General features: G+C 64.4%; 22 protein-coding genes. 12 read left to right on the top strand and 10 right to left on the bottom strand.

Going from position 1 to position 22,014, the window contains the following annotated elements; all coding sequences use genetic code 11:
- Positions 1-250 precede the first annotated feature (250 nt).
- The 9 genes from BN2476_RS19675 (at position 251) to BN2476_RS19715 (ending at position 10,600) form a co-directional block, all read left to right on the top strand.
- A complete protein-coding gene (locus tag BN2476_RS19675; RefSeq protein WP_087735821.1) occupies positions 251-1,402 on the top strand; it encodes a DegT/DnrJ/EryC1/StrS family aminotransferase in 1,152 nt (383 codons plus the stop codon).
- Between the two features lie 18 nt (positions 1,403-1,420).
- Positions 1,421-2,497, top strand: a complete 1,077-nt coding sequence (locus BN2476_RS19680; protein WP_235850885.1) for a glycosyltransferase — start codon at positions 1,421-1,423, stop codon at positions 2,495-2,497.
- Complete coding sequence (locus BN2476_RS19685; RefSeq protein WP_087735822.1) at positions 2,494-3,429, top strand: formyltransferase; 936 nt, start codon at positions 2,494-2,496, stop codon at positions 3,427-3,429. The genes BN2476_RS19680 and BN2476_RS19685 overlap by 4 nt, the downstream gene beginning before the upstream one ends.
- On the top strand, positions 3,426-4,472 hold the full coding sequence (locus tag BN2476_RS19690) for a bifunctional UDP-4-keto-pentose/UDP-xylose synthase (RefSeq protein WP_087735823.1): 1,047 nt from the start codon (positions 3,426-3,428) through the stop codon (positions 4,470-4,472). Before BN2476_RS19685 ends, BN2476_RS19690 begins: the two co-directional genes overlap by 4 nt.
- A 12-nt stretch (positions 4,473-4,484) precedes the next feature.
- Positions 4,485-5,381: a polysaccharide deacetylase family protein gene (locus tag BN2476_RS19695; protein WP_087735824.1), complete on the top strand. Its 897-nt coding sequence runs from the start codon at positions 4,485-4,487 to the stop codon at positions 5,379-5,381.
- A gap of 202 nt (positions 5,382-5,583) precedes the next feature.
- The gene (locus tag BN2476_RS19700; RefSeq protein ID WP_087735825.1) at positions 5,584-6,045 is read left to right on the top strand and encodes a peroxiredoxin; all 462 of its coding nucleotides are present in this window, start codon (positions 5,584-5,586) and stop codon (positions 6,043-6,045) included.
- A gap of 353 nt (positions 6,046-6,398) precedes the next feature.
- A complete protein-coding gene (locus BN2476_RS19705; RefSeq protein ID WP_087735826.1) occupies positions 6,399-8,228 on the top strand; it encodes a PhoH family protein in 1,830 nt (609 codons plus the stop codon).
- Between the two features lie 288 nt (positions 8,229-8,516).
- Positions 8,517-9,629, top strand: coding sequence for a C40 family peptidase (locus BN2476_RS19710; protein ID WP_087735827.1), 1,113 nt, complete (start codon positions 8,517-8,519; stop codon positions 9,627-9,629).
- Between the two features lie 164 nt (positions 9,630-9,793).
- Positions 9,794-10,600, top strand: a complete 807-nt coding sequence (locus BN2476_RS19715) for an SDR family NAD(P)-dependent oxidoreductase (RefSeq protein WP_087735828.1) — start codon at positions 9,794-9,796, stop codon at positions 10,598-10,600.
- 29 nt (positions 10,601-10,629) lie between these two features.
- Here BN2476_RS19715 and BN2476_RS19720 read toward each other — a convergent pair whose 3' ends face one another.
- The 9 genes from BN2476_RS19720 to BN2476_RS19760 all read right to left on the bottom strand — a co-directional run bounded on the left by BN2476_RS19720 (position 10,630) and on the right by BN2476_RS19760 (position 17,445).
- Positions 10,630-11,640: an inorganic phosphate transporter gene (locus tag BN2476_RS19720; RefSeq protein ID WP_087735829.1), complete on the bottom strand. Its 1,011-nt coding sequence runs from the start codon at positions 11,638-11,640 to the stop codon at positions 10,630-10,632.
- Complete coding sequence (locus BN2476_RS19725; protein ID WP_087735830.1) at positions 11,640-12,266, bottom strand: DUF47 domain-containing protein; 627 nt, start codon at positions 12,264-12,266, stop codon at positions 11,640-11,642. Before BN2476_RS19725 ends, BN2476_RS19720 begins: the two co-directional genes overlap by 1 nt.
- A 149-nt stretch (positions 12,267-12,415) precedes the next feature.
- Positions 12,416-13,804: a replicative DNA helicase gene (locus tag BN2476_RS19730; protein WP_087735831.1), complete on the bottom strand. Its 1,389-nt coding sequence runs from the start codon at positions 13,802-13,804 to the stop codon at positions 12,416-12,418.
- Between the two features lie 174 nt (positions 13,805-13,978).
- The gene (gene rplI / locus BN2476_RS19735; protein ID WP_087735832.1) at positions 13,979-14,431 is read right to left on the bottom strand and encodes a 50S ribosomal protein L9; all 453 of its coding nucleotides are present in this window, start codon (positions 14,429-14,431) and stop codon (positions 13,979-13,981) included.
- Positions 14,432-14,458: 27 nt separating this feature from the next.
- Positions 14,459-14,734 carry a 30S ribosomal protein S18 gene (rpsR, locus tag BN2476_RS19740; protein ID WP_087735833.1) on the bottom strand — a complete coding sequence of 92 codons (276 nt, stop codon included), beginning with the start codon at positions 14,732-14,734 and terminating at the stop codon, positions 14,459-14,461.
- A gap of 2 nt (positions 14,735-14,736) precedes the next feature.
- The gene (priB, locus tag BN2476_RS19745) at positions 14,737-15,036 is read right to left on the bottom strand and encodes a primosomal replication protein N (RefSeq protein WP_087735834.1); all 300 of its coding nucleotides are present in this window, start codon (positions 15,034-15,036) and stop codon (positions 14,737-14,739) included.
- 65 nt (positions 15,037-15,101) lie between these two features.
- Positions 15,102-15,476 (bottom strand): 30S ribosomal protein S6, encoded by a 375-nt coding sequence (rpsF, locus tag BN2476_RS19750; RefSeq protein WP_087735835.1) that lies wholly within the window; start codon positions 15,474-15,476, stop codon positions 15,102-15,104.
- Between the two features lie 207 nt (positions 15,477-15,683).
- On the bottom strand, positions 15,684-16,631 hold the full coding sequence (locus BN2476_RS19755; RefSeq protein ID WP_087735836.1) for an anti-sigma factor family protein: 948 nt from the start codon (positions 16,629-16,631) through the stop codon (positions 15,684-15,686).
- Positions 16,621-17,445, bottom strand: coding sequence for an RNA polymerase sigma factor (locus BN2476_RS19760; RefSeq protein ID WP_087735837.1), 825 nt, complete (start codon positions 17,443-17,445; stop codon positions 16,621-16,623). Before BN2476_RS19760 ends, BN2476_RS19755 begins: the two co-directional genes overlap by 11 nt.
- A 156-nt stretch (positions 17,446-17,601) precedes the next feature.
- On the opposite strand from BN2476_RS19760, the gene BN2476_RS19765 reads away from it, so the two are divergent.
- Positions 17,602-18,513, top strand: a complete 912-nt coding sequence (locus BN2476_RS19765) for a metallophosphoesterase (RefSeq protein ID WP_087735838.1) — start codon at positions 17,602-17,604, stop codon at positions 18,511-18,513.
- A gap of 67 nt (positions 18,514-18,580) precedes the next feature.
- On the top strand, positions 18,581-18,904 hold the full coding sequence (locus BN2476_RS19770) for a cupredoxin domain-containing protein (protein WP_235850902.1): 324 nt from the start codon (positions 18,581-18,583) through the stop codon (positions 18,902-18,904).
- Between the two features lie 82 nt (positions 18,905-18,986).
- Here the strand turns inward: BN2476_RS19770 and BN2476_RS19775 are convergent, their stop codons facing one another.
- On the bottom strand, positions 18,987-19,895 hold the full coding sequence (locus BN2476_RS19775) for a LysR family transcriptional regulator (RefSeq protein WP_087735840.1): 909 nt from the start codon (positions 19,893-19,895) through the stop codon (positions 18,987-18,989).
- 310 nt (positions 19,896-20,205) lie between these two features.
- On the opposite strand from BN2476_RS19775, the gene gcl reads away from it, so the two are divergent.
- Positions 20,206-21,981, top strand: coding sequence for a glyoxylate carboligase (gene gcl / locus BN2476_RS19780; protein ID WP_087735841.1), 1,776 nt, complete (start codon positions 20,206-20,208; stop codon positions 21,979-21,981).
- The last annotated feature ends 33 nt before the right edge of the window (positions 21,982-22,014 follow it).

Raw genomic sequence — 22,014 nt, forward strand, 5'->3', positions numbered from 1 at the left:
ATCGCGCGTTATGGGCATCGTCGGCGCTATCGACGCTGCCCTGCCGCAGAATAATCCCCTGGCAAGCACGTTCCCGTCTGCTAATGTCTCTTGAATTGTTTCGAGTACTGGACATCGGTGCAGAAGTCGCACATTATCGCCGCCGCATCGAGGTACCGATCAACGTAGGCGCGGCAGTTTAAGCTTGAATTAAGCCGATTGTCAGTATTGTGTCAGACCGTGCCCCTTTTTTTGTCGAGCAAAACCATCCATGACCGAGTCATCCGTTCCGTTCCTGCCGTTCGTTCGTCCCGAGATCGATGAAGAAACGATCCGCGGTGTTGCCGACGTGCTCCGCTCCGGCTGGATTACGACGGGCCCGCAGAACCAGGCGTTCGAAAAGGCGTTGTCGGAATACTGCGGCGGCCGCCCGGTGCGCACGTTCAACTCGGGCACCGCGACGCTGGAGATCGGCCTGCGCATCGCGGGCGTCGGAGCCGGCGACGAAGTCATCACGACGCCGGCGTCGTGGGTCGCGACGAGCAACGTGATCATCGAGGTCGGCGCGACGCCCGTGTTCGTCGATATCGACCCGAAAACGCGCAACATCGATCTGGACCTAATGGAAAAGGCGATCACGCCGCGCACGAAGGCGATCATTCCCGTCTTCCTGTCGGGCCTGCCCGTCGACATGGACCGCCTCTACGCGATCGCCCGCGCGCACAAGCTGCGCGTGATCGAAGACGCGGCGCAGGCGTTCGGCTCGACGTGGAAAGGCGAGCGCATCGGCAAGCTCGGCGACATCGTGTCGTTCAGCTTCCACGCGAACAAGAACCTGACCTCGATCGAAGGTGGCGCGCTCGTGCTGAACAACGAGGAGGAAGCCGTGCTCGCGCAGAAGTACCGCCTGCAAGGCATCGTGCGCACGGGCTTCGACGGCATGGACTGCGAGCTGCTCGGCGGCAAGTACAACCTGACGGACGTCGCGGCGCGCGTCGGCCTCGGCCAGCTGCCGCACATCGAGCGCTTCCGCGCGCAGCGCCACGCGCTCGCGCGCGCCTATTTCGCGGGCTTCGAAGGCGGCGTGGCCGTCAGGCTCGGCATGGGCCTGCCGCTCGCCGACTTCGAGAACAGCAACTGGCACATGTTCCTCGTCACGCTGCCGCTCGCGCGCCTGTCGATCGGCCGCGCCGGCTTCATGGAGCAACTGAAGGAGCGCGGCATCGGCTCCGGCGTGCACTACCCGGCCATCCACCTGTTCTCGCTGTACCGCGCGCGCGGCTTCAGGGAAGGCATGTTCCCGCATGCGGAGCACTATGGCGCGAGCACGGTCACGCTGCCGCTCTTCACGCAGATGACGGAAGGCGATGTCGAGCGCGTGTGCCGCGCGGTGAACGAGATTTGCCAACAATACGGTCAATAAAGCGGAAACCCAGCGGAAATGAATCAAACGGACCCAAGCCCGGTCGCCCCCGAAGTCTCGGTCATCATCCCCGTGTACAACGAGGAGGCGGGACTCGGTGCCCTCTTCTCGCGCCTGTACCCTGCGCTCGACGCGCTCGGCACGAGCTACGAGGTGATCTTCATCAACGACGGCAGCCGCGACCGGTCGGCGGCGCTGCTCGCGGAGCAGTTCCGGGCCCGTCCCGACACGACGCGGGTGATTCTGCTGAATGGCAACTACGGACAGCACATGGCGATTCTCGCGGGCTTCGAGCAGTCGCGCGGCGAGATCGTGGTCACGCTCGATGCCGACCTGCAGAATCCGCCTGAGGAAATCGGCAAGCTGTGCGCAAAGATGCGCGAAGGCTTCGACTATGTCGGCACCATTCGCATGCAGCGCCAGGACAGCCTTTGGAGGCGCAAGGCGTCGCTCGCGATGAACCGCCTGCGCGAGCGCATCACGCGTATCAAGATGACCGACCAGGGCTGCATGCTGCGCGCGTACAGCCGCCACATCATCGACACGATCAACCGCTGCGGCGAAATCAACACGTTCATTCCCGCGCTCGCGTACACGTTCGCGCAGAATCCTGTCGAGATCGAAGTCGCGCACGAAGAGCGCTTTGCGGGCGAATCGAAGTATTCGTTCTACAGCCTGATCCGCTTGAATTTCGACCTCGTCACGGGCTTCTCGGTCGTGCCGCTGCAATGGCTGTCGTTCATCGGCGTGATCCTGTCGATGGGCTCGGCGGGCCTCTTCGTGCTGCTGCTGATTCGCCGCTTCATCATCGGCGCGGAAGTGCAAGGCGTGTTCACGCTCTTCGCGATCACGTTCTTCATGCTCGGCGTGATCATCTTCGCGCTCGGCCTGCTCGGCGAATACATCGGGCGAATCTATCAGCAGGTGCGCGCGCGTCCGCGCTATCTGGTGCAGACCATTCTCGAGCAGCGCGAAGGCGACCCCATGCCGCCGCAGCCTCGCCAGCCGGCCGGACAGGGTGCGCAAGGCATGCACGACGGGCAGTCGACGCACTCGCCGCAAGCCATCAGCGCCGATCAGGGGCCGAGCAAATGAAGCCGCGCGCCGTCGTATTCGCTTACCACAACGTCGGCGTGCGCTGCCTGCAGGTGCTGCTCGCGCGCGGCGTCGACGTCACGCTCGTCGTCACGCACGAAGACAATCCGACCGAGAACATCTGGTTCGGCAGCGTGGCGTCTGTCGCCGCCGGGCACGGCATTCCCGTCGTGACGCCCGCCGATCCGAAGAGTCCGGAGTTGCGCTCGCTCGTCGTCAACGCGCAGCCCGACTTCATCTTCTCGTTCTACTACCGGCACATGCTGCCCGTCGATCTGCTCGCCGTCGCGCCGCGCGGCGCGTACAACGTGCACGGGTCGCTGCTGCCGAAATATCGCGGACGCGTGCCGACCAACTGGGCCGTGCTCAACGGCGAAACCGAAACGGGCGCGACGCTGCACGAAATGGGCGCGAAGCCCGACGCGGGCGCGATCATTGCGCAGACGCCCGTCCCGATCCTGCCCGACGACACGGCCGCGCAGGTGTTCGATAAGGTGACGGTCGCCGCCGAGCAGACGCTGTGGCGCGCGCTACCCGCTCTGCTCGCGGGCGAAGCGCCGCATCTGCCGAACGACCTCGCACACGGCAGCTATTTCGGCGGACGCAAGCCCGAAGACGGGCGCATCGACTTCAGCCAGAGCGGCCAGCAGGTCTACAACCTGATTCGCGCCGTCGCGCCGCCGTATCCGGGCGCGTTCACGGACATCGACGGCGAGCGGTTCGTCATTGCGCGGGCGCGGCTGGCTCAGCCCGGCGCGGCCGGCGCGGATTTGCCGCCCGGCGTCCACGTAGGCGATAATGTCTTTTTTGCGACATGCGGCGACGGCCGCGTCATCGCCATCCACGAATTGCGGCATCAGCGCGACGGCAAAGAGCGCGTCGTCTCCCCCGCCGAATTCACCCAGCTCACTCAATCTTCCCGTAACGCATGAAAAAAGTCCTGATTCTGGGCGTGAACGGCTTCATCGGCCATCACCTGTCCAAGCGCATTCTCGAAACGACCGACTGGGAAGTGTTCGGCATGGACATGCAGACGGAGCGCCTCGGCGATCTCGTCAACCACGAGCGTATGCACTTCTTCGAGGGTGACATCACGATCAACAAGGAGTGGGTCGAGTATCACGTGAAGAAGTGCGACGTGATCCTGCCGCTCGTCGCCATCGCCACGCCCGCAACGTATGTGCAGCAGCCGCTGCGCGTGTTCGAGCTCGACTTCGAGGCGAACCTGCCCATCGTGCGTTCGGCCGTGAAGTACGGCAAGCACCTCGTGTTCCCGTCGACGTCCGAAGTCTATGGCATGTGCGCGGACGAGCAGTTCGATCCGGACGCATCCGCGCTCACCTACGGCCCGATCAACAAGCCGCGCTGGATCTACGCGTGCTCGAAGCAGCTGATGGACCGCGTGATCTGGGGTTACGGCATGGAAGGCCTCAACTTCACGCTGTTCCGTCCGTTCAACTGGATCGGCCCGGGCCTCGACTCGATCTACACGCCGAAGGAAGGCAGCTCGCGCGTGGTCACGCAGTTCCTCGGCCACATCGTGCGCGGCGAGAACATCAGCCTCGTCGACGGCGGCGCGCAGAAGCGCGCGTTCACCGATATCGACGACGGCATCAGCGCGCTGATGAAGATCATCGAGAACAAGAACGGCGTCGCGACGGGCAAGATCTATAACATCGGCAATCCGAAGAACAACTTCTCGGTGCGCGAGCTCGCGCACAAGATGCTCGCGCTCGCGGCCGAATTCTCCGAGTACGCGGAGTCGGCGAAGAAGGTGCAGCTCGTCGAGACGTCGTCGGGTGCGTACTACGGCGCGGGCTATCAGGACGTGCAGAACCGCGTGCCGAAGATCGACAACACGATGCAGGAACTCGGCTGGGCGCCGAAGTCGACGTTCGACGAAGCACTGCGCAAGATTTTCGAAGCGTACCGCGGCCATGTCGCCGAGGCTCGCGCGCTCGTCGAACAACAGTAAGGGCTGCCGCTCTTGGCCTTGATCGTCCTGAAGATCGACGTCGATACGCTGCGCGGCACGCGTGAAGGCGTGCCGAATCTCGCGCGCATCTTCGACCGCTACAAGGCGCGCGCCACATTCCTCTTCAGCCTCGGCCCCGACCACACCGGCTGGGCGATGCGGCGCGTGCTGCGGCCGGGCTTTCTGAAGAAGGTGTCGCGCACGTCCGTCGTCGAGCACTATGGCGTGAAGCAACTGATGTACGGCGTGCTCTTGCCCGGACCGGACATCGGCGCGCGCGCCCGCTCGGAGATGCGCGCGATCCACGAAGCCGGCTTCGAATGCGGCATCCATACGTGGGATCACGTCTACTGGCAGGACAACGTGCGCTCGCGTCCGCGCGACTGGACCGTCGCGCAGATGCAGAAGAGCCACGACCGTTTCGTCGACATCTTCGGCATGCCGCCCGTCACGCACGGCGCGGCCGGCTGGCAGATGAACGGCCACGCGTTCGAGCAGATCGACGCATGGGGCATGCACTACGCGTCCGATGGGCGCGGACATACGCCGTACTTCCCGGTCGTCGGCGGCCGCACGCTCTCGCATGTGCAGATGCCGACCACGCTGCCGACGCTCGACGAAGTGCTGGGCATCGACGGCATCGACACGGACAACGTCGCCGCGTGGCTGCTCAAGCGCACCGAGAACAATCCGCATGATCAGGTGTTCACGCTGCACGCGGAACTCGAAGGCCAGAAGCTCGCGCCCGTGTTCGAGCAACTGCTCGCCGGCTGGCGCGCGCAAGGCCACACGTTCGCGACGATGGGCGATTATCACGCCGCGCTAGACCGTGACACACTGCCGTCGTACCCTGTGACGTGGGGCGAGATCCCGGGCCGCTCCGGCGAGCTGATCGTTCAGCCCGACTAGCGATGCGACGACGCGCGCACGTTTGTCGTCTGCCGATTGCGCACCCGTTTGCGAGCCCGTCTTACAAGCCAGCAGCAGCCGGCACGTCGGGCCGCAGCGCTCCTGTCCGGGAGCCGCCCCGAAGCACCCAAGCAACCCAGAACAAAGCGTTCAGGCAGACCGCCATCGCGGCTGCCGATCACGATAACAACCGGAGGACCACGTGCCCATCGCAGTCGATCAACCCGTACCCGACTTCACCGCCCCCGCAACGGGTGGCGACTTCACGCTGTCCAGCCTGCGCGGAAAGAAGGTTGTCGTGTATTTCTATCCGAAAGACAACACGCCGGGCTGCACGACGGAAGGCCTGCAGTTCCGCGACCTGTATCCGAAGTTCAAGAAGGCGGGCGCGGAGATAGTCGGCGTGTCGCGCGACAGCGTGCGTTCGCACGATAACTTCAAGGCCAAGCTCGAACTGCCGTTTACCTTGGTATCGGACCCTGACGAAACGCTGTGCACGCTCTTCGGCGTCATGAAAATGAAGAAAATGTATGGCAAAGAAGTACGGGGTATTGAGCGCTCCACATTCGTCGTCGACGGTGAAGGCGTGTTGCGCCGAGAATGGCGCGGCGTGAAGGTGCCGGGTCACGTCGACGAGATCCTGGAGGCTGTACAAGCGCTTTGAGGCGCGTTATATTGGGCCGCAATGAGTGCCTGTTCATCTAATTTTTCGCGCAGTTGCGCTGCAGATCGCGTCTTTGTCGTCGCTGACGGCACGGCAAGGAGGCGAGTCATCAGGCGTGATGCGATCACCCAAGTCGAGCCGCTTGCCCCGTTTGCCGGGGCGGCGGCTTTTTTAATTGCGCGCATCAGTTCGCGGCGTTCGCAGCGCACTTTCGTCAAGGAGCCGATCGAAAACCAGGCGAACCGGCATTACTAATCCGACACGCGCCACCGGACGCAAATTGCGAGCACACGACGCACGACAGTTTGCGGCAGGCGGCGAAGAACTGTGACCCGCTTTACTTGAGGGAAACCATGCCTTTGCCTACCCCACCCAGCAAGCTCGGCAATCTGTTGCCGCCTGATGAATACAAGGCCAAGCCTGCCAAACCTGCTCGAAAACAGGCGCATGAAGGGGAGCAAGCCGCATCGGCCGAATTCGGCCGCGCCAATGTCGCCACACCGATGACGCACGCCGCCAACGCCGCGACCACCCTGCGTCCCGTCCCGCCGATCGCCACGTCGTCCGCCTCCGCGTTGCCCGAGGCCGCGCCGTCGCGCAGCCGCAAGGCGAAGCAGACGGCCGCGTTGCTGCAGCCGGTGCCGTCCGTGTCCGCCGAAGACGAGGCGATCGCGCCCGTCGTCGCGCGCCGCGGCAAGGGTTCCGCCGAAGCCGAAGCGGAAACCGCCGCGCCCGCCACGCCGACGCGCGCCGGCACGAAAAAACGCTCGACGCGTGGCGCGGAAGCCGAGGTTCGCAAGCTGTTCGTGCTCGATACCAACGTGCTGATGCACGACCCGACGTGCCTCTTCCGCTTCGAGGAACACGACGTCTATCTGCCCATGATGACGTTGGAGGAACTCGACAATCACAAGAAGGGGATGTCGGAAGTCGCGCGCAACGCGCGCCAGGTGAGCCGCACGCTGGATTCGCTCGTCGCGAACGCGGGCGAGATGGCGGAAGGCATCCCCCTCGCGCGCCTGGGCAGCCTCGAAGCGTTGGGACGGCTGTATTTCCAGACCAAGCTCACGGACATCGAGCCCGTCGAAGGCCTGCCGCAAGGCAAGGCCGACAACCAGATCCTCGGCGTCGTGCGCGCGCTGCAGCGCGACCGGCAAGACCGCCAGGTCGTGCTGGTGTCGAAAGACATCAACATGCGCATCAAGGCGCACGCGCTCGGCCTGCCCGCTGAAGACTACTTCAACGACCAGGTTCTCGAAGACAAGGACCTGCTCTACTCGGGCATCCGTCAGCTGCCGCAGGACTTCTGGACGAAGCACGCGAAGGGCATGGAAAGCTGGCAGGACACGAAGACGGGCACCACGTACTACCGCGTGACGGGTCCGCTGTGCGCGTCCATGCTCGTCAACGAGTTCGTCTATCTGGAGCCGCAGAACGGCGAGCCGGCGTTCCACGCGCTCGTGCGCGAACTGAACGGCAAGACGGCGCTCTTGCAGACGCTGCGCGACTACGGCCACCACAAGAACAACGTGTGGGGCATCACGGCGCGCAACCGCGAGCAGAACTTCGCGCTGAACCTGCTGATGAACCCGGAAATCGACTTCGTCACGCTGCTCGGCCAGGCCGGCACGGGCAAGACGCTGGTCGCGCTGGCGGCGGGTCTCGCGCAAGTGCTCGACGACAAGCGCTACAACGAGATCATCGTGACGCGCGCGACGGTGCCCGTCGGCGAAGACATCGGTTTCCTGCCCGGCACCGAAGAGGAAAAGATGCAGCCGTGGATGGGCGCATTCGACGACAACCTCGAAGTGCTGCAGAAGACCGACGACGCGGCAGGCGAATGGGGCCGCGCGGCCACACAGGAGCTGATCCGCTCGCGCCTGAAGATCAAGAGCATGAACTTCATGCGCGGACGCACGTTCGTCGACAAGTATCTGATCATCGACGAGGCGCAGAACCTGACGCCCAAGCAGATGAAAACGCTCGTCACGCGCGCGGGTCCGGGCACGAAGATCATCTGCCTCGGCAACATCGCTCAGATCGATACGCCGTATCTGACGGAAGGCAGCTCGGGCCTCACGTATGTCGTCGACCGCTTCAAGGGCTGGGCGCACAGCGGCCACGTGACGCTCGCGCGCGGCGAGCGCTCGCGGCTCGCCGACTACGCCTCCGATATTCTCTGACGCGCTTCGCTGGATTTCGAAGCCGCAGGGTTAAAGCCGCTTTCGAAGCCGCTTCCGGTTATCGCCGGAAGCGGCTTTTTCTTTCCTTTTCTGTGCGCGTTGCCTGCGCGGGTTATCGCGTTGCATCCCCGAATGTTGGGCAATATGCGCGCGTGCCGTCCGCGCGACGCAACATTTAGCGCGAAAACTTCAAGTCATTTCTCAACAATTCTTGCGGGAGGCCCGCAGCAAGGGCTACCATCGGGCATCGTCGGCCATTGCCGGGCGTCTTCGCCCGGCTCCGCTTTCATGCTCCGCCTCGCGCTGTCACTGCTCATCGTCGCCCTGCTGGCCGCCTGCTCGGGCGCGCCGCAGAAGACCGCGCGCGGCCCGGGCGGGTCGTATGCGTCGTCCGGCGATGCGTATCGGACCACGCCGCCGGGCCTCCCCCATTTCGTCGATCACAGCATCGGACGCGAGGAAATTTCGATTCAGGCGATGGGCCTCGTGGGCGTGCCGTACCGCTGGGGCGGCAATACGCCCGACAGCGGCTTCGATTGCAGCGGTCTCGTCCACTATGTGGTGCAGCGCGCGGCATCCGTGAATCTGCCGCGCACGACGGCCGACATGAGCTCGCGAGGCGAATCCGTCGAACCGGATGAGATCGCGCCCGGCGACCTGATTTTCTTCAACACGACGGGGCGGCCGCATTCGCACGTCGGGATCTATGTCGGCAAGCTGCGCTTCGTGAACGCGCCGTCGACGGGCGGGACCGTGCGGCTCGACTATCTGACCAATCCGTACTGGGCGAAGCGGTTCGACGGCATACGGCGTGTCGCGCCGGCGTTGAGCAAGCCGACGACGCCGTTCGACAAGCCGAGCTATCAGGCGGCGGCGCCTGCGCCCACTGCGCCCGCCGTTGCGACTGTCGCGCCACCGAAACCGGCGGCGACTTACGACACCGCCGGCACGCAGCGTGAACCAGCGAGCGCCAACGCCTCGACTGCCAATGGATACAAGCAAGGCAACACGTATGCCGCGCAATCGGTCCAGCGGCCCTCGGCGTCCGTGAGCACGACGGCCGCCGCTTCCGCCGATCCATTCGAACCGCCGCCCCCGGGGCTGAGCGCCGCGCGGATGCAGGCGCGCGCTGCGGGCGCGGTATCGCCGGCTGTTGCCGCTTCGCCGTCGCCCGCCGACGCGCAAGCTCCCGACGCGATCGACGCCGCCGCCGATGCCTACGAGCCGCCTCCGCCCGCCACCGTCGCGGCACGCCAGGCCCGTCAGGCCCGCGAGACGCAGCCATCGACGGATTCGGGCGGCGTGCAGATCATGCGCGCGTCGACGGCTTCGCGTCCCATTCCCGCCACGACCCGCACGAACGACGACCCGATCGCGGGCTTCGCCAACGACAGCTACTGATCACTTTTGAATGCGTGTCGGGCCGACGCCCACCAGCCGCCGCACACGCACGATTCATCGCGAATCCCACACTGCGACAAAGCCGCCCCGCCGGCCGATTGGCCACCAGCCCGGCCGCACCTCTGCTATCGTTCCCGATATTCCTCTGATGGCGGGTGGCGACGATGGATCTCGGACTCAAAGACAAAGTGGTCCTGGTAACGGGCGGCAGCAAGGGCATTGGTCTCGCATGCGCGCGCGCGTTCGCGATGGAGGGCGCGAAAGTCGCGATCGTTTCTCGCGATCCGGCCAATCTCGCCCGCGCCCGCGAGCAGCTTGCGAGCGAAGGGCTGCACATCCACCTGACGCGCGCCGACCTGCACGAACCGCACAGTGCCATCGATGTCGTCGACGAAGCGACGAGCGCCGTCGGCCCGATCGACATTCTGGTCAACAGCGCGGGCGCCGCGCGCCGCTACGATCCCGAAACGCTCGACGCCGACGCGTTCAAGGCAACGATGGAAGCCAAATACTTCCCTTACATCTACCCGCAGCAGGAAGTGCTGAAGCGCATGGCCGAACGCGTGAAATCCGGCGCGGCGAAAGAGCCTGGCACGATCGTCAATATCATCGGCATGGGCGGCAAGATCGCGAGCGACATTCACATCGCCGGCGGCGCGGCGAACGCGGCGCTGATGCTCGCTACCGTCGGCCTCGCGCACTATTACGCGCGCTACGGCATACGCATCAACGCGATCAATCCGGGCGCGACGCTGACAGACCGCGTCGAGGAAGCGCTGAAACTGGAAGCGTCGCGCGAAGGCATCCAGCCCGCCGAGGCGCTGTCGCGCGGCGAAGCGCGCGTGCCGCTCGGGCGCTTTGCGAAGCCGGAGGAAATTGCTGACGTTGTGCTCTTTCTGGCGAGCCGCCGCGCGAGCTATGTGACAGGCGCGATCGTCCCGATGGATGGTGGCAGCGCGCCGCTGATCTAAACGCGGCGCGCATTGCCTTGTGTGAAGGCTTACAGGAAACGATGGCCGAGCCACCAGCCGGCCGCCGCGAGCACGGCCGACGCCGGAATCGTCAGCACCCATGCCCAGACGATATTGCCCGCCACGCCCCAGCGCACGGCCGACAGCTTCTGCGTCGCGCCGACGCCGACGATCGCGCCCGTGATCGTATGCGTGGTTGAAACGGGAATGCCGAGGAACGAAGCGAGAAACAGCGTGATCGCACCACCCGCCTCCGCGCAAAAGCCACCGACGGGCTTGAGCTTCGTGATCTTCTGGCCCATCGTCCGGACGATGCGCCAGCCGCCGAACAGCGTGCCGAGACCCATCGACAGATAGCACGCGCCGATCACCCACAGCGGCGGCGCGTCGCCCGTCGCCGATGCGTAGCCCGTTGCGATCAGCAGCATCCAGATGATGCCGATCGTCTTCTGCGCGTCGTTGCCGCCGTGGCCGAGGCTGTAGAGCCCCGCCGACAGTAGCTGCAGACGGCGGAAACGCCGGTCGACCTTGCTGGGCGGCGTGCGGAAATAGAGCCACGACACCATCAGCATGAAGAACGAGCCGAGCACGAAGCCAAGCAGCGGCGACAAGATGATGAACGTGATGGTCTTGAGCAGCCCGTCCCAGTTGAGCGCGCCCCAGCCCGATTTCGCGAGCGCCGAGCCGACCAGCCCGCCGATCAGCGCGTGCGACGAACTCGACGGAATGCCGTAGTACCACGTGACGATGTTCCACCCGATCGCGCCGACCAGCGCGCCGAACACGACGTAGTGATCGACGATCGCGGGATCGATCGTGCCCTTGCCGACCGTCTGCGCGACTTTCAGGTGAAAGATGAAATAGGCGATGACGTTGAACGCGGCCGCGAACGCGACGGCCTGTTGCGGTTTCAGCACGCCCGTCGAGACCACGGTGGCGATCGAGTTCGCCGCGTCGTGAAAGCCGTTCATGAAGTCGAAGACGAGCGCGACGACGACGAGCGTCGCGACCGCCCAGATGGCGAGTTGTATCGAATGCATTACGCGTTTTCCAGCACGATGCCTTCGATGATGTTCGCCACGTCCTCGCACTTGTCGGTGATCGACTCGAGCAACTCGTAGATCGCCTTCAGTTTGATCAGCGTCTTGACGTCGTCTTCTTCACGGAAAAGCTTCGACATCGCCGAGCGCAGCACGCGGTCGGCTTCCGATTCCAGACGGTCGATGTCTTCGCAGGCCTTCAGGATTTCGCGCGCCTGCTTCATGTCCGACAGCATGCCGACGGCCGCCTGCACGCGCTCGCAGGTCGCCGTCGAGATGTGTGCGAGCTGGCTCGCCTCCGACGTGACGGCCTGCACGTCATACAGCGAAATGGCCGTGGCGACGTCCTCCATCAGGTCGAGGATGTCGTCCATCGTGGTGATCAGCTTGTGAATCTCGTCGCGGTCGAGCGGCGTGATAAAAGTCTTATGGAGCAGATCGACGCATTCGTGCGTCAGTTTGTCGGCCGCTTTCTCGGCCGTCTGCACGTTTTGCTTGTGGATCTCGGCGTCGCCGAGGTTATCGATCAGGAGTTCGAGTTCCCGGCTACCCGAGACGATGTGCTTCGCGTGAGCGTTGAAAATTTCAAAAAATTTGCCCTCGGTGGGCATGAATCGACCAAACATTGGGTCCCCGGAAAGTGGTCACGGTGAGGCTGTCATAAAACGGCAATATTGTACCGTTAGGGACCACTTTCGGTGCGGCGCGTCGCCGCGTTTTAGGCGCGCGCGCAACGGGAAGTGCAACCCGGTTTTCCCGCCCGCGCGAAGTTGTGCTACTCGCCGCCGTAGAAGTTCTGCGGACCCGCAAAATTGTCGAACTTCGTATATTGACCGTGGAACGTGAGCCGAACCGGGCCGATCGGACCGTTACGCTGCTTGCCGATGATGATCTCGGCGGTGCCCTTGTCGGGGCTGTCCGGGTTGTACACTTCGTCGCGGTAGATGAAGAGGATCACGTCCGCGTCCTGCTCGATTGCACCCGATTCGCGCAGGTCCGACATCACGGGGCGCTTGTTCGGACGCTGCTCCAGGCCGCGGTTCAACTGCGACAGTGCGACCACGGGCACGTCGAGCTCCTTCGCGAGGCTCTTCAGCGAACGCGAGATTTCCGAGATTTCGGTCGCGCGGTTTTCGCCCGTCGACGATCCGCTCATCAGCTGCAGGTAGTCGATGATGATCAGGCCGAGCTTGCCGCACTGGCGCGACAGACGCCGCGCGCGCGAGCGCAGTTCCATCGGATTCAGGCCGCCCGTTTCGTCGATGAAGATCTGCGCCTCGCTCATTTTCTGCACCGCGTGCGTGAGCTTCGGCCAGTCTTCGTCGGTCAGGCGCCCGGTCCGCATGCGATGCTGATCGAGCCGGCCGACCGAGCCGAGCATACGCATGATCAACTGCGTGCCCGGCATTTCCATCGAGAACACCGCGACGGGCAGCCCGTACTCGACGGCCACGTATTCGCCGATGTTCATCGAAAACGCCGTCTTACCCATCGACGGACGCCCCGCCACGATGATCAGTTCGCCGCCGTGCATGCCGGAGGTCATCCGGTCGAGATCGACGAAACCCGTCGGCGTACCCGTCACGTCGCTCGGATTCGCCGTGTGATACAGCGTGTCGATGCGCTCGACGACCTGCGTGAGCAGCGGCCCGATTTCCAGGAAGCCCTGCGTGCCGCGCGCGCCGTCTTCCGCGATCGAGAACACCTTCGATTCCGCCTCGTCCAGCAACTGGCGGACCTCCTTGCCTTGCGGGTTGAAGGCGTCGGCGGAAATCTCGTCCGCCACCGACACGAGCCGGCGCAGCACCGCGCGGTCGCGCACGATTTCGGCATAGCGACGGATGTTCGCGGCGCTTGGCGTGTTTTGCGCGAGCGCGTTCAGATACGCGAGCCCGCCGACCTCTTCCGCCTTGCCCGACGTGGTCAGCGCTTCATAGACGGTCACGACGTCGGCGGGACGCGTCGCCGCGATCAGCCGGCCGATGTGCTCGAAGATGATGCGGTGGTCGTAGCGGTAAAAGTCGCTTTGCGCGAGGAAGTCGGCGATGCGGTCCCATGCGCCGTTGTCGAGCAGCAGACCGCCCAAAACCGATTGCTCGGCCTCGATGGAATGGGGCGGGACTTTCAGCGACTCGAGTTGAGGATCTTTCGACGGTGCGTTCATGGGGTGGAATTATCAAGCAAATAGAGGACAGCGGCAAAGCGTTAGGCAGCGCAAGTACCCGGGCTCGTAAACAACGATTGCGGACAATAAAAAAGGCAGAGGCCGGTTTCCCGGCCCCTGCCCTTATCGCCGGAAACTTCCCGGCGATCCCACATCCTTGTCTACGCGTGCAGCTTAGACGTGCTCGCCCAGCACCGACACCGTGACGTCGACGGTGACATCCGTGTGCAGCGAAACGTGCACGGGGTGGTCGCCCACCAGCTTCAGCGGGCCTTCCGGCAGACGCACTTGCGCCTTTTCCACGACGAAGCCTTGCTTGGTCAGCGCGTCGGCGATGTCGGCGTTCGTCACCGAGCCGAACAGGCGGCCGTCGACACCAGCCTTCTGTGCGATCTGCAGCGTCAGCCCAGCCAGCTTTTCGCCTTGAGCCTGGGCAGCAGCCAGCTTTTCAGCAGCGCTCTTTTCCAGTTCCGCGCGGCGAACTTCGAATTCGGCGATCGCTTCCTTCGTTGCGCGGCGAGCCTTCTTGTTCGGGATCAGGAAGTTACGTGCATAGCCGTCCTTCACCTTGACGATGTCGCCCAGGTTGCCGACGTTCGCGACTTTTTCGAGAAGAATGATTTGCATTCGGATGCTCCTTATGGCGTCGTCGGGTTAGGCCTTGTGCTGGTCGGTGTACGGCATCAGCGCGAGGAAACGCGCGCGCTTGATAGCCGTGTCCAACTGGCGTTGATAGTGGGCCTTGGTACCCGTGAGACGCGCCGGCGTGATCTTGCCGTTTTCGCCGATGAAGTCCTTCAGCGTATCGATGTCCTTGTAGTCGATCTGTTCGACGCCAGCTGCCGTGAAGCGGCAGAACTTCTTGCGCTTGAAGAGCGGGTTTTGTTGCTGACGACGCTTGTCGAATTTCTTACCAGTGGGGCGGGCCATGTTCAGTCCTTTCCAATGTCCTGCAATTCTGTGATGTGAAACACCAGAGTTCTCGCGTTGCGGCTTTTCTTCGCCAGGAAGCCGGTGAAGAGCGTATCGACGCCCATCTCAACCCGCTCCAGCTTGCCGCTCGCCTCGCCGGCCGCTACCGCCTGCATGGTCAGCTCAACGGTTCGGGCAATGCCCGCTTCGACGACCTGCGTGCGGTGTTGCAACGTACAGCCTGCAATCGGAACGCCGGCGGGGGTGTACCGCACCGGTTCGCGTTCGACGACGCTTGCCGTGAGTTGCAGCCGATTCATCGATTCCTTTTACGGACCTTGTTTGCGAAAACGGCGCGCGACTCTGATGGCTTAACGGTTCTGCTTTAAGCCTGCGCTTCGGTCGACTGCGCTGCAGCCGCCTTCTTGGCTTCTTCGCGCTGCACTTCCTTCATCATCGGCGACGGGCCGGTTTCGGCCTTCTTCATCTTGACGATGAGGTGACGCAGAACGGCGTCGTTGAACTTGAACGCGTGTTCCAGCTCGTCGAGCGTGGTCTGGTCGCATTCGATGTTCATGCAGACGTAGTGAGCCTTCGCGAGTTTCTCGATCATGTAGGCCAGCTGGCGACGGCCCCAGTCTTCGATGCGGTGGATCTGGCCACCGTGCGACGTGATCGTGGACTTGTAGCGCTCGATCATTGCGGGCACTTGCTCGCTCTGATCGGGGTGCACGATAAAGACGATTTCGTAATGACGCATTACACACTCCTTGTGGATTGAAGCCACCCGGGCGTCGGAACCGGTGTGGCAAGTGAGAAGCCGGAAACTATAACCTGAATCGACACTGTTTGCAACACAAAACGTGCGCCGCACGGTCGATTCGGGCGTGTTTTCAAGGGCTTAGGGAATCGGGCAGTTCTCGGCTGCACGCTCAGTCGTCGCTCGACCGGCCCGCTCGGTCGTCGCTCAACTGCCCGGATACGGCGCGCCGGGCGCTTCCCCGCGCAGCCGCGCGCTCAGCGCGGCCTGCAGCGCCGTCAGCGATTCGGGTGCGGCGTCGGTGACGGCCCACCACATCATGCCATCGTCGCGCCAGCGGGCGAGCGCATACCCGTCGCGCACGAGCGCCGGGCCGGGCTTGCCCGCCGCCGGATCGTCCTCGGGAAACACATAGACGTCGATCACGTGCTTCGCGTGACGGTATGTGAGCACCGCCACCCGCCGATGCCCGACGTAGTCGAGCCGTCCGCCCGCCAGCGGAAACCCGCTCGCCGTCAGATCCTCGACGGGCGGCGCATAGTCGAGCTTGCCGTTGAACCACGGCTTCACCGTGTGCTGATCCGACGATACGACGTCGATGTCGTGCCCCGACAGTTGCGCGCGCACATGGCTCGCGACCAGTTGATCGACGAACGGCGCCGGTTCGCCCGCGCGATGCAGCGTCACCGCAATTCCTGCCGCGACGAGCGCGCACAGCGCGAGCGCGAGACCGCCGCGCCAAGCCGTGCCCGCGTGCCACCCGGCTGCGCTTCCGGCACCGTTATCCGCCCCGCTGACACCGCCCTCGCCCGCCAGCGTCCCGAAGCCGCCGCCCTGCGGCAACCGCAGCCAGTCGAGCCAGCCTTTGCGGTGCCTCGCGCGCGGCTCGGTCTGCCCGTCGCTCGCGTGCGCCCGCCATTGCGGCTCGGCGACATCCACGGGAGGCAGCGCCGCCATGATCCTGGCGCGCAACTCGTCGGGCGCGCGGTGATAGGCCGCCGTGCGCACCGCGCCCTTCATCGCCCGCACCATTTCGCTTTCCCTCCGGCAAGCCTCGCAGCTTTCGATATGCCGCTGCACGTCAAGCGATTGTGGCGGCGTGAGTTCATGGTCCGCATTCGCATCGAGAAGCGGCCGCGCTTCGTTACAGTCCATCTGGCGCCTCCTTTGCGATTCCGCCGGGCAACGCGCCGGGGGTGCGCGGCAACCAGCGGCGTTCGGTTTTGCGTGGGCCGTCGGGTACGCCGCCGGAAGCTCCGCCTTGCGCCGGACCCGCCGGCTGAGCCGACGAGCGCACCGCGGGCCGCGCCCCCGGCACATCGCCTGCGCCGTCCGGCGCACGCCGCGCGCCGCCGTCGCGCTTGCCGCTCGCCGTCCGCGCGCTCCCCTGCGCAAGCAATGACGTCAACGCCGTCGCGAGCTTCCGCCGCCCTCGCGCGAGCCGCGACATCACGGTGCCCACAGGCAAGTCCGCAATCGTCGCGATCTCGCGGTAACTCAACTCCTCCAGTTCGCGCAAAATCAGCACCTCGCGATATTCGACGGGCAATTGCTCGAGCGCTTGATGCACGAGCCGAGTGTCCTCGTCGCGGAGCATCAGCGTTTCCGGATCGGGCGAACTCGCGCTCCAGCCTTCGAACGTCTCGTCGTCGAGGTTTTCGTCGAATTCGACCGTCGCGTGCACGCCCGAGCGCCGCCGCCATTCCGTGTACCAGGTGCGCCGCACGATCGCGAGCAGCCAGGGCCGCGCCGTCTCGCCGTGGAACGTGTCGAAGAAGCGAAACGCGCGCATGAACGCTTCCTGGACGACGTCGTCGGCGTCGTTCGGGTTGCCGCATAGCCAGCGCGCCAGGTTGTACGCGGCATCGAGATGCGGCAGCGCCATCTGCTGAAAGCGCAGACTGCGCGCCGCCTCGGCGCGCGCGTCACCGGCATCGCCCGCGGCAGCAGGTTTTCCCGTCTCAGTCACCGATCTCCTCCAGGCTCGCCCAGACTTCACGGCTGCAATACCAGCCTTCAATCCAGTTTATTCCCGGCTTTCGCACGCGCCGAAAAAAATGAAACCGGGAATAGAAAGCGTGGCCTCGCGGTACTGCAGACGAGTCCCTAACTCGCGAGGTTTCCCATGAAGAACAGTCTGAAAGACCCAAACCGGCTGAAAGGCCTCAGCCGACGTGATTTCCTGCGGCTTTCGGCCGTCGGCGGCGCCGCATTCGCGTCGGGGCTGCCCGGCTTCACCTACGGACGCGACGACGATTTCTACTTTGTCCAGCTTTCCGACGCCCACTGGGGTTTCGAAGGCCCTGCCGTCAACCCCGATCCGAAGGGCACGCTGCCCAAGGCGATCGCCGCCGTGAACGCGCTGCCCTCGCCGCCCGATTTTGTGATCTTCACGGGCGACCTCACGCACACCACCGACGACACCGCCGTGCGCCACGAGCGCATGCGCCAGTTCCAGCAGATCGTCGCGCAACTAAAAGTGAAGCCGCTCTATCTGATGCCGGGCGAACACGACGCGAGCCTCGATGCGGGCGCCGCGTACAAGGAGCACTTCGGGCAAACGCACTACACGTTCGATCACAAGGGCGTGCACTTCATCACGCTCGACAACGTGTCGGACCCGGCGGGCCGCGTCGGCGCGGAACAGATCGCGTGGCTCGCCGCCGATATCGACCGCCAGCCGCAGGATGCGCGCATCGTTCTCTTCACGCACCGGCCGCTCTTCGATCTCGCGCCGCAGTGGGACTGGGCGACGCGCGACGGCGCGCAGGTGATCGACGTGCTGAGCCGGCGCAAGTACGTGACCGTGTTCTACGGGCACATCCATCAGGAGCATCACATGATGACGGGCGGCATTGCACATCACGCGGCGCGCTCGCTGATGTTCCCGCTGCCGCCCGCGATGTCGCAAGCGAAGAGGCTGCCCGTGCCGTGGGATGCGTCGGAACCGTATCGCGGGCTGGGCTGGCGGCGCGTGGAAGTGGCGCCGCAATCCGGCGCGCTCGCGCTCAACGAGATGCCCATCAGGACGACATAAAGAGGAGACCACCATGCAATCGCATGCCATCGACGGAAAACGACGACGCCTCTTCACACTGATCGGCATGGGCGTGGTGCTCGCCGTCTCGGGCCGCTTCGACGCCCGCGCCGCCGAGCCGCGCGTGATCAGGATTCACGCGCGCAGGTTCGTCTTCACGCCCAATCAGATCAAGCTCGCGCCGAATGAGAAGGTCGTGTTCGAGCTGACCGCACAGGACACGGTGATGGGATTCTCGATCCCGCAGTACAACGTGCGCGCCGACGTGCCGCCGGGCGCCGTCGTGCGTGTGCCGGCGCAGGCGGGGCCGGCGGGCAACGTCGATTTTCTGTGCGATATCTTCTGCGGATCGGGACACGAGACGATGAACGGGATGATCGTCGTCGGCTAGATCGCTACGCGCTGGCCCGATGCATTGGCCCTACGCGTTGGCCCTACGCGCTGGCCCGATGCATTGGCCCTACGCGTTGGCCCTACGCGTTGGCCCAGTAGTCGGGCCGCGCGTACACCTCTTTCAGATAGTCGATGAAGTAGCGCACTTTCGCGGGCACGTAGCGCTGCTGCGGATACACGGCGAGGATGTCGTAATCGGGCAGCGCGTATTCGTCGAGCACGGTTTCGAGTTCGCCGCGCGCGAGCTGCTGATCGATTTCCCACGTCGAGCGCCAGCCGAGCCCGAGCCCTTCCGACACCCAGCGGTGCAGCAGCTCGCCGTCGTTGCAATCGAGCGTGCCGCCGACGCGCACCGTCGTCAGCTTGCCATTGCGCCGGAAATACCAGCCGCGGTTCTGGCCGCCCTGCAAGTTGAACGCGAGGCAGTTGTGCTTGGGCAGGTCTTCTAGCGTCTTCGGCTTGCCGTGCTTGCGGAAGTATTCGGGCGTGCCGCACACCACGCGCCGGTTCGTCGCGAGCTTCACCGCGACGAAGTTCGGATCGACGGCGCCGCCGATGCGGATCGACAGGTCATAGCCCTCTCGCACCAGATCGACGACGCGGTCGGTGAGATTGAACGATATCTGCAGTTCCGGCTTGTCCTTCAGGAATACGGGCGCGAGCGGCGCGACATGCTTGCGTCCGAACGCTGCGGGCGCCGACACGATCAGATGTCCGTTGACCGAGCGCCGCCCCGCCATCAGCTCGTTTTCCGCCTGATCCCATTCGCTGAGCAGTCCGCGGCAGCGCTCGAGAAACGCGGCGCCCTCTTCGCTGACGACGAGCCGCCGCGTCGAGCGGTACATCAGCTTCACGCCGAGCCGTTTTTCGAGCGCGTCGATGCGCCGCCCGAGAATCACGGGTGACACGCCCTCTTCGAGCGCCGCCGACGCGAGGCTGCCCGCGTCGGCGACGCGCACGAACGTTTCGATCTGTTTGAAGCGGTCCATTGTCGTTTCTCCTGTCGGCGGGAGTTAGCGCTTTAGCGCTTACTCCCGCCCCACGCAACGCGAGTCGGCCGGAGTTAGCGCTTCAGCGCTCACTCCCGCCCCACGCAACGCTCCTCCCATGCAGCCCGGCTGCACGCCCACATGCCACGGCCATTCCCCGGCGCCCCACCCAACCGGCACCCCATCCACATTCCATACTTTTTGTTTTGGAATAAGCGACCGTGAATGATCTTATCAAACCTTGGACGCAGTTTTAAAGTGTGTCCAACACCCTTTGACACATCGGCAAGACAGACTTCAGGAGACACACATGGCCAAGATGAGAGCCGTCGACGCAGCAGTGCTCGTGCTCGAAAAAGAAGGCATCGACACGGCTTTCGGCGTTCCGGGCGCCGCCATCAATCCGTTGTACTCGGCCATGCGCAAGGCGGGCAATATCAGTCACGTGCTGGCGCGCCACGTCGAAGGCGCATCGCACATGGCGGAGGGCTATACGCGCGCCGCGCCGGGCAATATCGGCGTGTGCATCGGCACGTCTGGCCCCGCGGGCACCGACATGATCACGGGCCTCTATTCCGCGTCCGCCGATTCGATTCCCATCCTCGCGATCACGGGCCAGGCACCGCGCGCGCGTCTGTACAAGGAAGACTTCCAGGCCGTCGATATCGAATCGATCGCGAAGCCCGTCACGAAGTGGGCCGTCACCGTGCGCGAGCCGGCGCTCGTGCCGCGCGTGTTCCAGCAGGCCTTTCACCTGATGCGCTCGGGCCGTCCGGGCCCGGTGCTGGTCGATCTCCCGATCGACGTGCAGCTCGCCGAAATCGAGTTCGATATCGACACGTATGAGCCGCTGCCCGTCTACAAGCCTGCGGCGACGCGCAAGCAGATCGAAGCGGCGCTCGCGATGCTCAACGATTCCGCAAAGCCGTTGATCGTCTCGGGCGGCGGCGTGCTGAACGCAGCCGCTGAAGACCTGCTCGTGCAGTTCGCGGAAACGGTTGGGGTGCCCGTGATCCCGACGCTGATGTCGTGGGGCGCGATTCCCGACGATCACCCGCTGATGGCCGGCATGGTCGGCCTGCAGACGTCGCATCGCTACGGCAACGCAACGATGCTCGCATCCGACTTCGTGCTCGGCATCGGCAACCGCTGGGCGAACCGTCACACGGGCAGCATCGACGTCTACACGAAGGGCCGCAAGTTCGTGCACGTCGATATCGAACCGACGCAGATCGGCCGCGTGTTCGGCCCGGATCTCGGCATCGTGTCCGATGCGAAGGCCGCGCTCGAACTGTTCGTCGAAGTCGCGAAGGAATGGAAGGCCGCCGGCAAGCTGAAAGACCGCGGCGCATGGGTCGAGGAGTGCCAGGCGCGCAAGCGCACGCTGCAACGCAAGACGCACTTCGACAACGTGCCGATCAAGCCGCAGCGCGTGTACGAAGAGATGAACCAGGTGTTCGGCCGCGACACCTGCTACGTGAGCACGATCGGCCTGTCGCAGATCGCCGCTGCGCAGTTCCTGCACGTGTTCAAGGCGCGCAACTGGATCAACTGCGGCCAGGCGGGCCCGCTCGGCTGGACGATTCCGGCTGCGCTCGGCGTGCGTGCTGCCGATCCGCAGCGCCCGATCGTCGCGCTGTCGGGTGACTACGACTTCCAGTTCATGATCGAAGAGCTGGCCGTGGGCGCGCAATTCAAGCTGCCGTACGTGCACGTCGTCGTGAACAACTCGTATCTGGGCCTGATCCGCCAGGCACAGCGCGCGTTCGACATGGACTACTGCGTGCAGCTCGCGTTCGACAACATCAACGCGCCGGAAATCGAAGGCTATGGCGTCGATCACGTCGCCGTGGCAGAGGGCCTCGGTTGCAAGGCGATCCGCGTCTTCAAGCCGGAAGACATCAAGCCCGCGCTGGAAAAAGCGCAGTCGATGCTCTCGGAGTTCAACGTGCCCGTGATCGTCGAAGTGATCCTCGAGCGCGTGACGAACATCTCGATGGGCGCCGAGATCGACGCGATCAACGAGTTCGAAGATCTCGCCCTGACGCGCGCCGATGCGCCGAGCGCCGTCAGCCTGCTCGACTGATCGCCGTACCTGCTGCATCGCTTCACCTGGATG

Origin of the sequence: Paraburkholderia piptadeniae, assembly GCF_900007165.1 — a bacterium.
GTDB lineage: Bacteria > Pseudomonadota > Gammaproteobacteria > Burkholderiales > Burkholderiaceae > Paraburkholderia > Paraburkholderia piptadeniae.

Coding starts and splice junctions, on each gene's coding strand:
- BN2476_RS19675 (WP_087735821.1), top strand. CDS start 251: ATGACCGAGTCATCCGTTCCGTTCCTGCCGTTCGTTCGTCCCGAGATC.
- BN2476_RS19680 (WP_235850885.1), top strand. CDS start 1,421: ATGAATCAAACGGACCCAAGCCCGGTCGCCCCCGAAGTCTCGGTCATC.
- BN2476_RS19685 (WP_087735822.1), top strand. CDS start 2,494: ATGAAGCCGCGCGCCGTCGTATTCGCTTACCACAACGTCGGCGTGCGC.
- BN2476_RS19690 (WP_087735823.1), top strand. CDS start 3,426: ATGAAAAAAGTCCTGATTCTGGGCGTGAACGGCTTCATCGGCCATCAC.
- BN2476_RS19705 (WP_087735826.1), top strand. CDS start 6,399: ATGCCTTTGCCTACCCCACCCAGCAAGCTCGGCAATCTGTTGCCGCCT.
- BN2476_RS19710 (WP_087735827.1), top strand. CDS start 8,517: ATGCTCCGCCTCGCGCTGTCACTGCTCATCGTCGCCCTGCTGGCCGCC.
- BN2476_RS19715 (WP_087735828.1), top strand. CDS start 9,794: ATGGATCTCGGACTCAAAGACAAAGTGGTCCTGGTAACGGGCGGCAGC.
- BN2476_RS19720 (WP_087735829.1), bottom strand. CDS start 11,640: ATGCATTCGATACAACTCGCCATCTGGGCGGTCGCGACGCTCGTCGTC.
- BN2476_RS19725 (WP_087735830.1), bottom strand. CDS start 12,266: ATGTTTGGTCGATTCATGCCCACCGAGGGCAAATTTTTTGAAATTTTC.
- BN2476_RS19730 (WP_087735831.1), bottom strand. CDS start 13,804: ATGAACGCACCGTCGAAAGATCCTCAACTCGAGTCGCTGAAAGTCCCG.
- rplI (WP_087735832.1), bottom strand. CDS start 14,431: ATGCAAATCATTCTTCTCGAAAAAGTCGCGAACGTCGGCAACCTGGGC.
- rpsR (WP_087735833.1), bottom strand. CDS start 14,734: ATGGCCCGCCCCACTGGTAAGAAATTCGACAAGCGTCGTCAGCAACAA.
- priB (WP_087735834.1), bottom strand. CDS start 15,036: ATGAATCGGCTGCAACTCACGGCAAGCGTCGTCGAACGCGAACCGGTG.
- rpsF (WP_087735835.1), bottom strand. CDS start 15,476: ATGCGTCATTACGAAATCGTCTTTATCGTGCACCCCGATCAGAGCGAG.
- BN2476_RS19755 (WP_087735836.1), bottom strand. CDS start 16,631: ATGGACTGTAACGAAGCGCGGCCGCTTCTCGATGCGAATGCGGACCAT.
- BN2476_RS19765 (WP_087735838.1), top strand. CDS start 17,602: ATGAAGAACAGTCTGAAAGACCCAAACCGGCTGAAAGGCCTCAGCCGA.
- BN2476_RS19770 (WP_235850902.1), top strand. CDS start 18,581: ATGGGCGTGGTGCTCGCCGTCTCGGGCCGCTTCGACGCCCGCGCCGCC.
- BN2476_RS19775 (WP_087735840.1), bottom strand. CDS start 19,895: ATGGACCGCTTCAAACAGATCGAAACGTTCGTGCGCGTCGCCGACGCG.
- gcl (WP_087735841.1), top strand. CDS start 20,206: ATGGCCAAGATGAGAGCCGTCGACGCAGCAGTGCTCGTGCTCGAAAAA.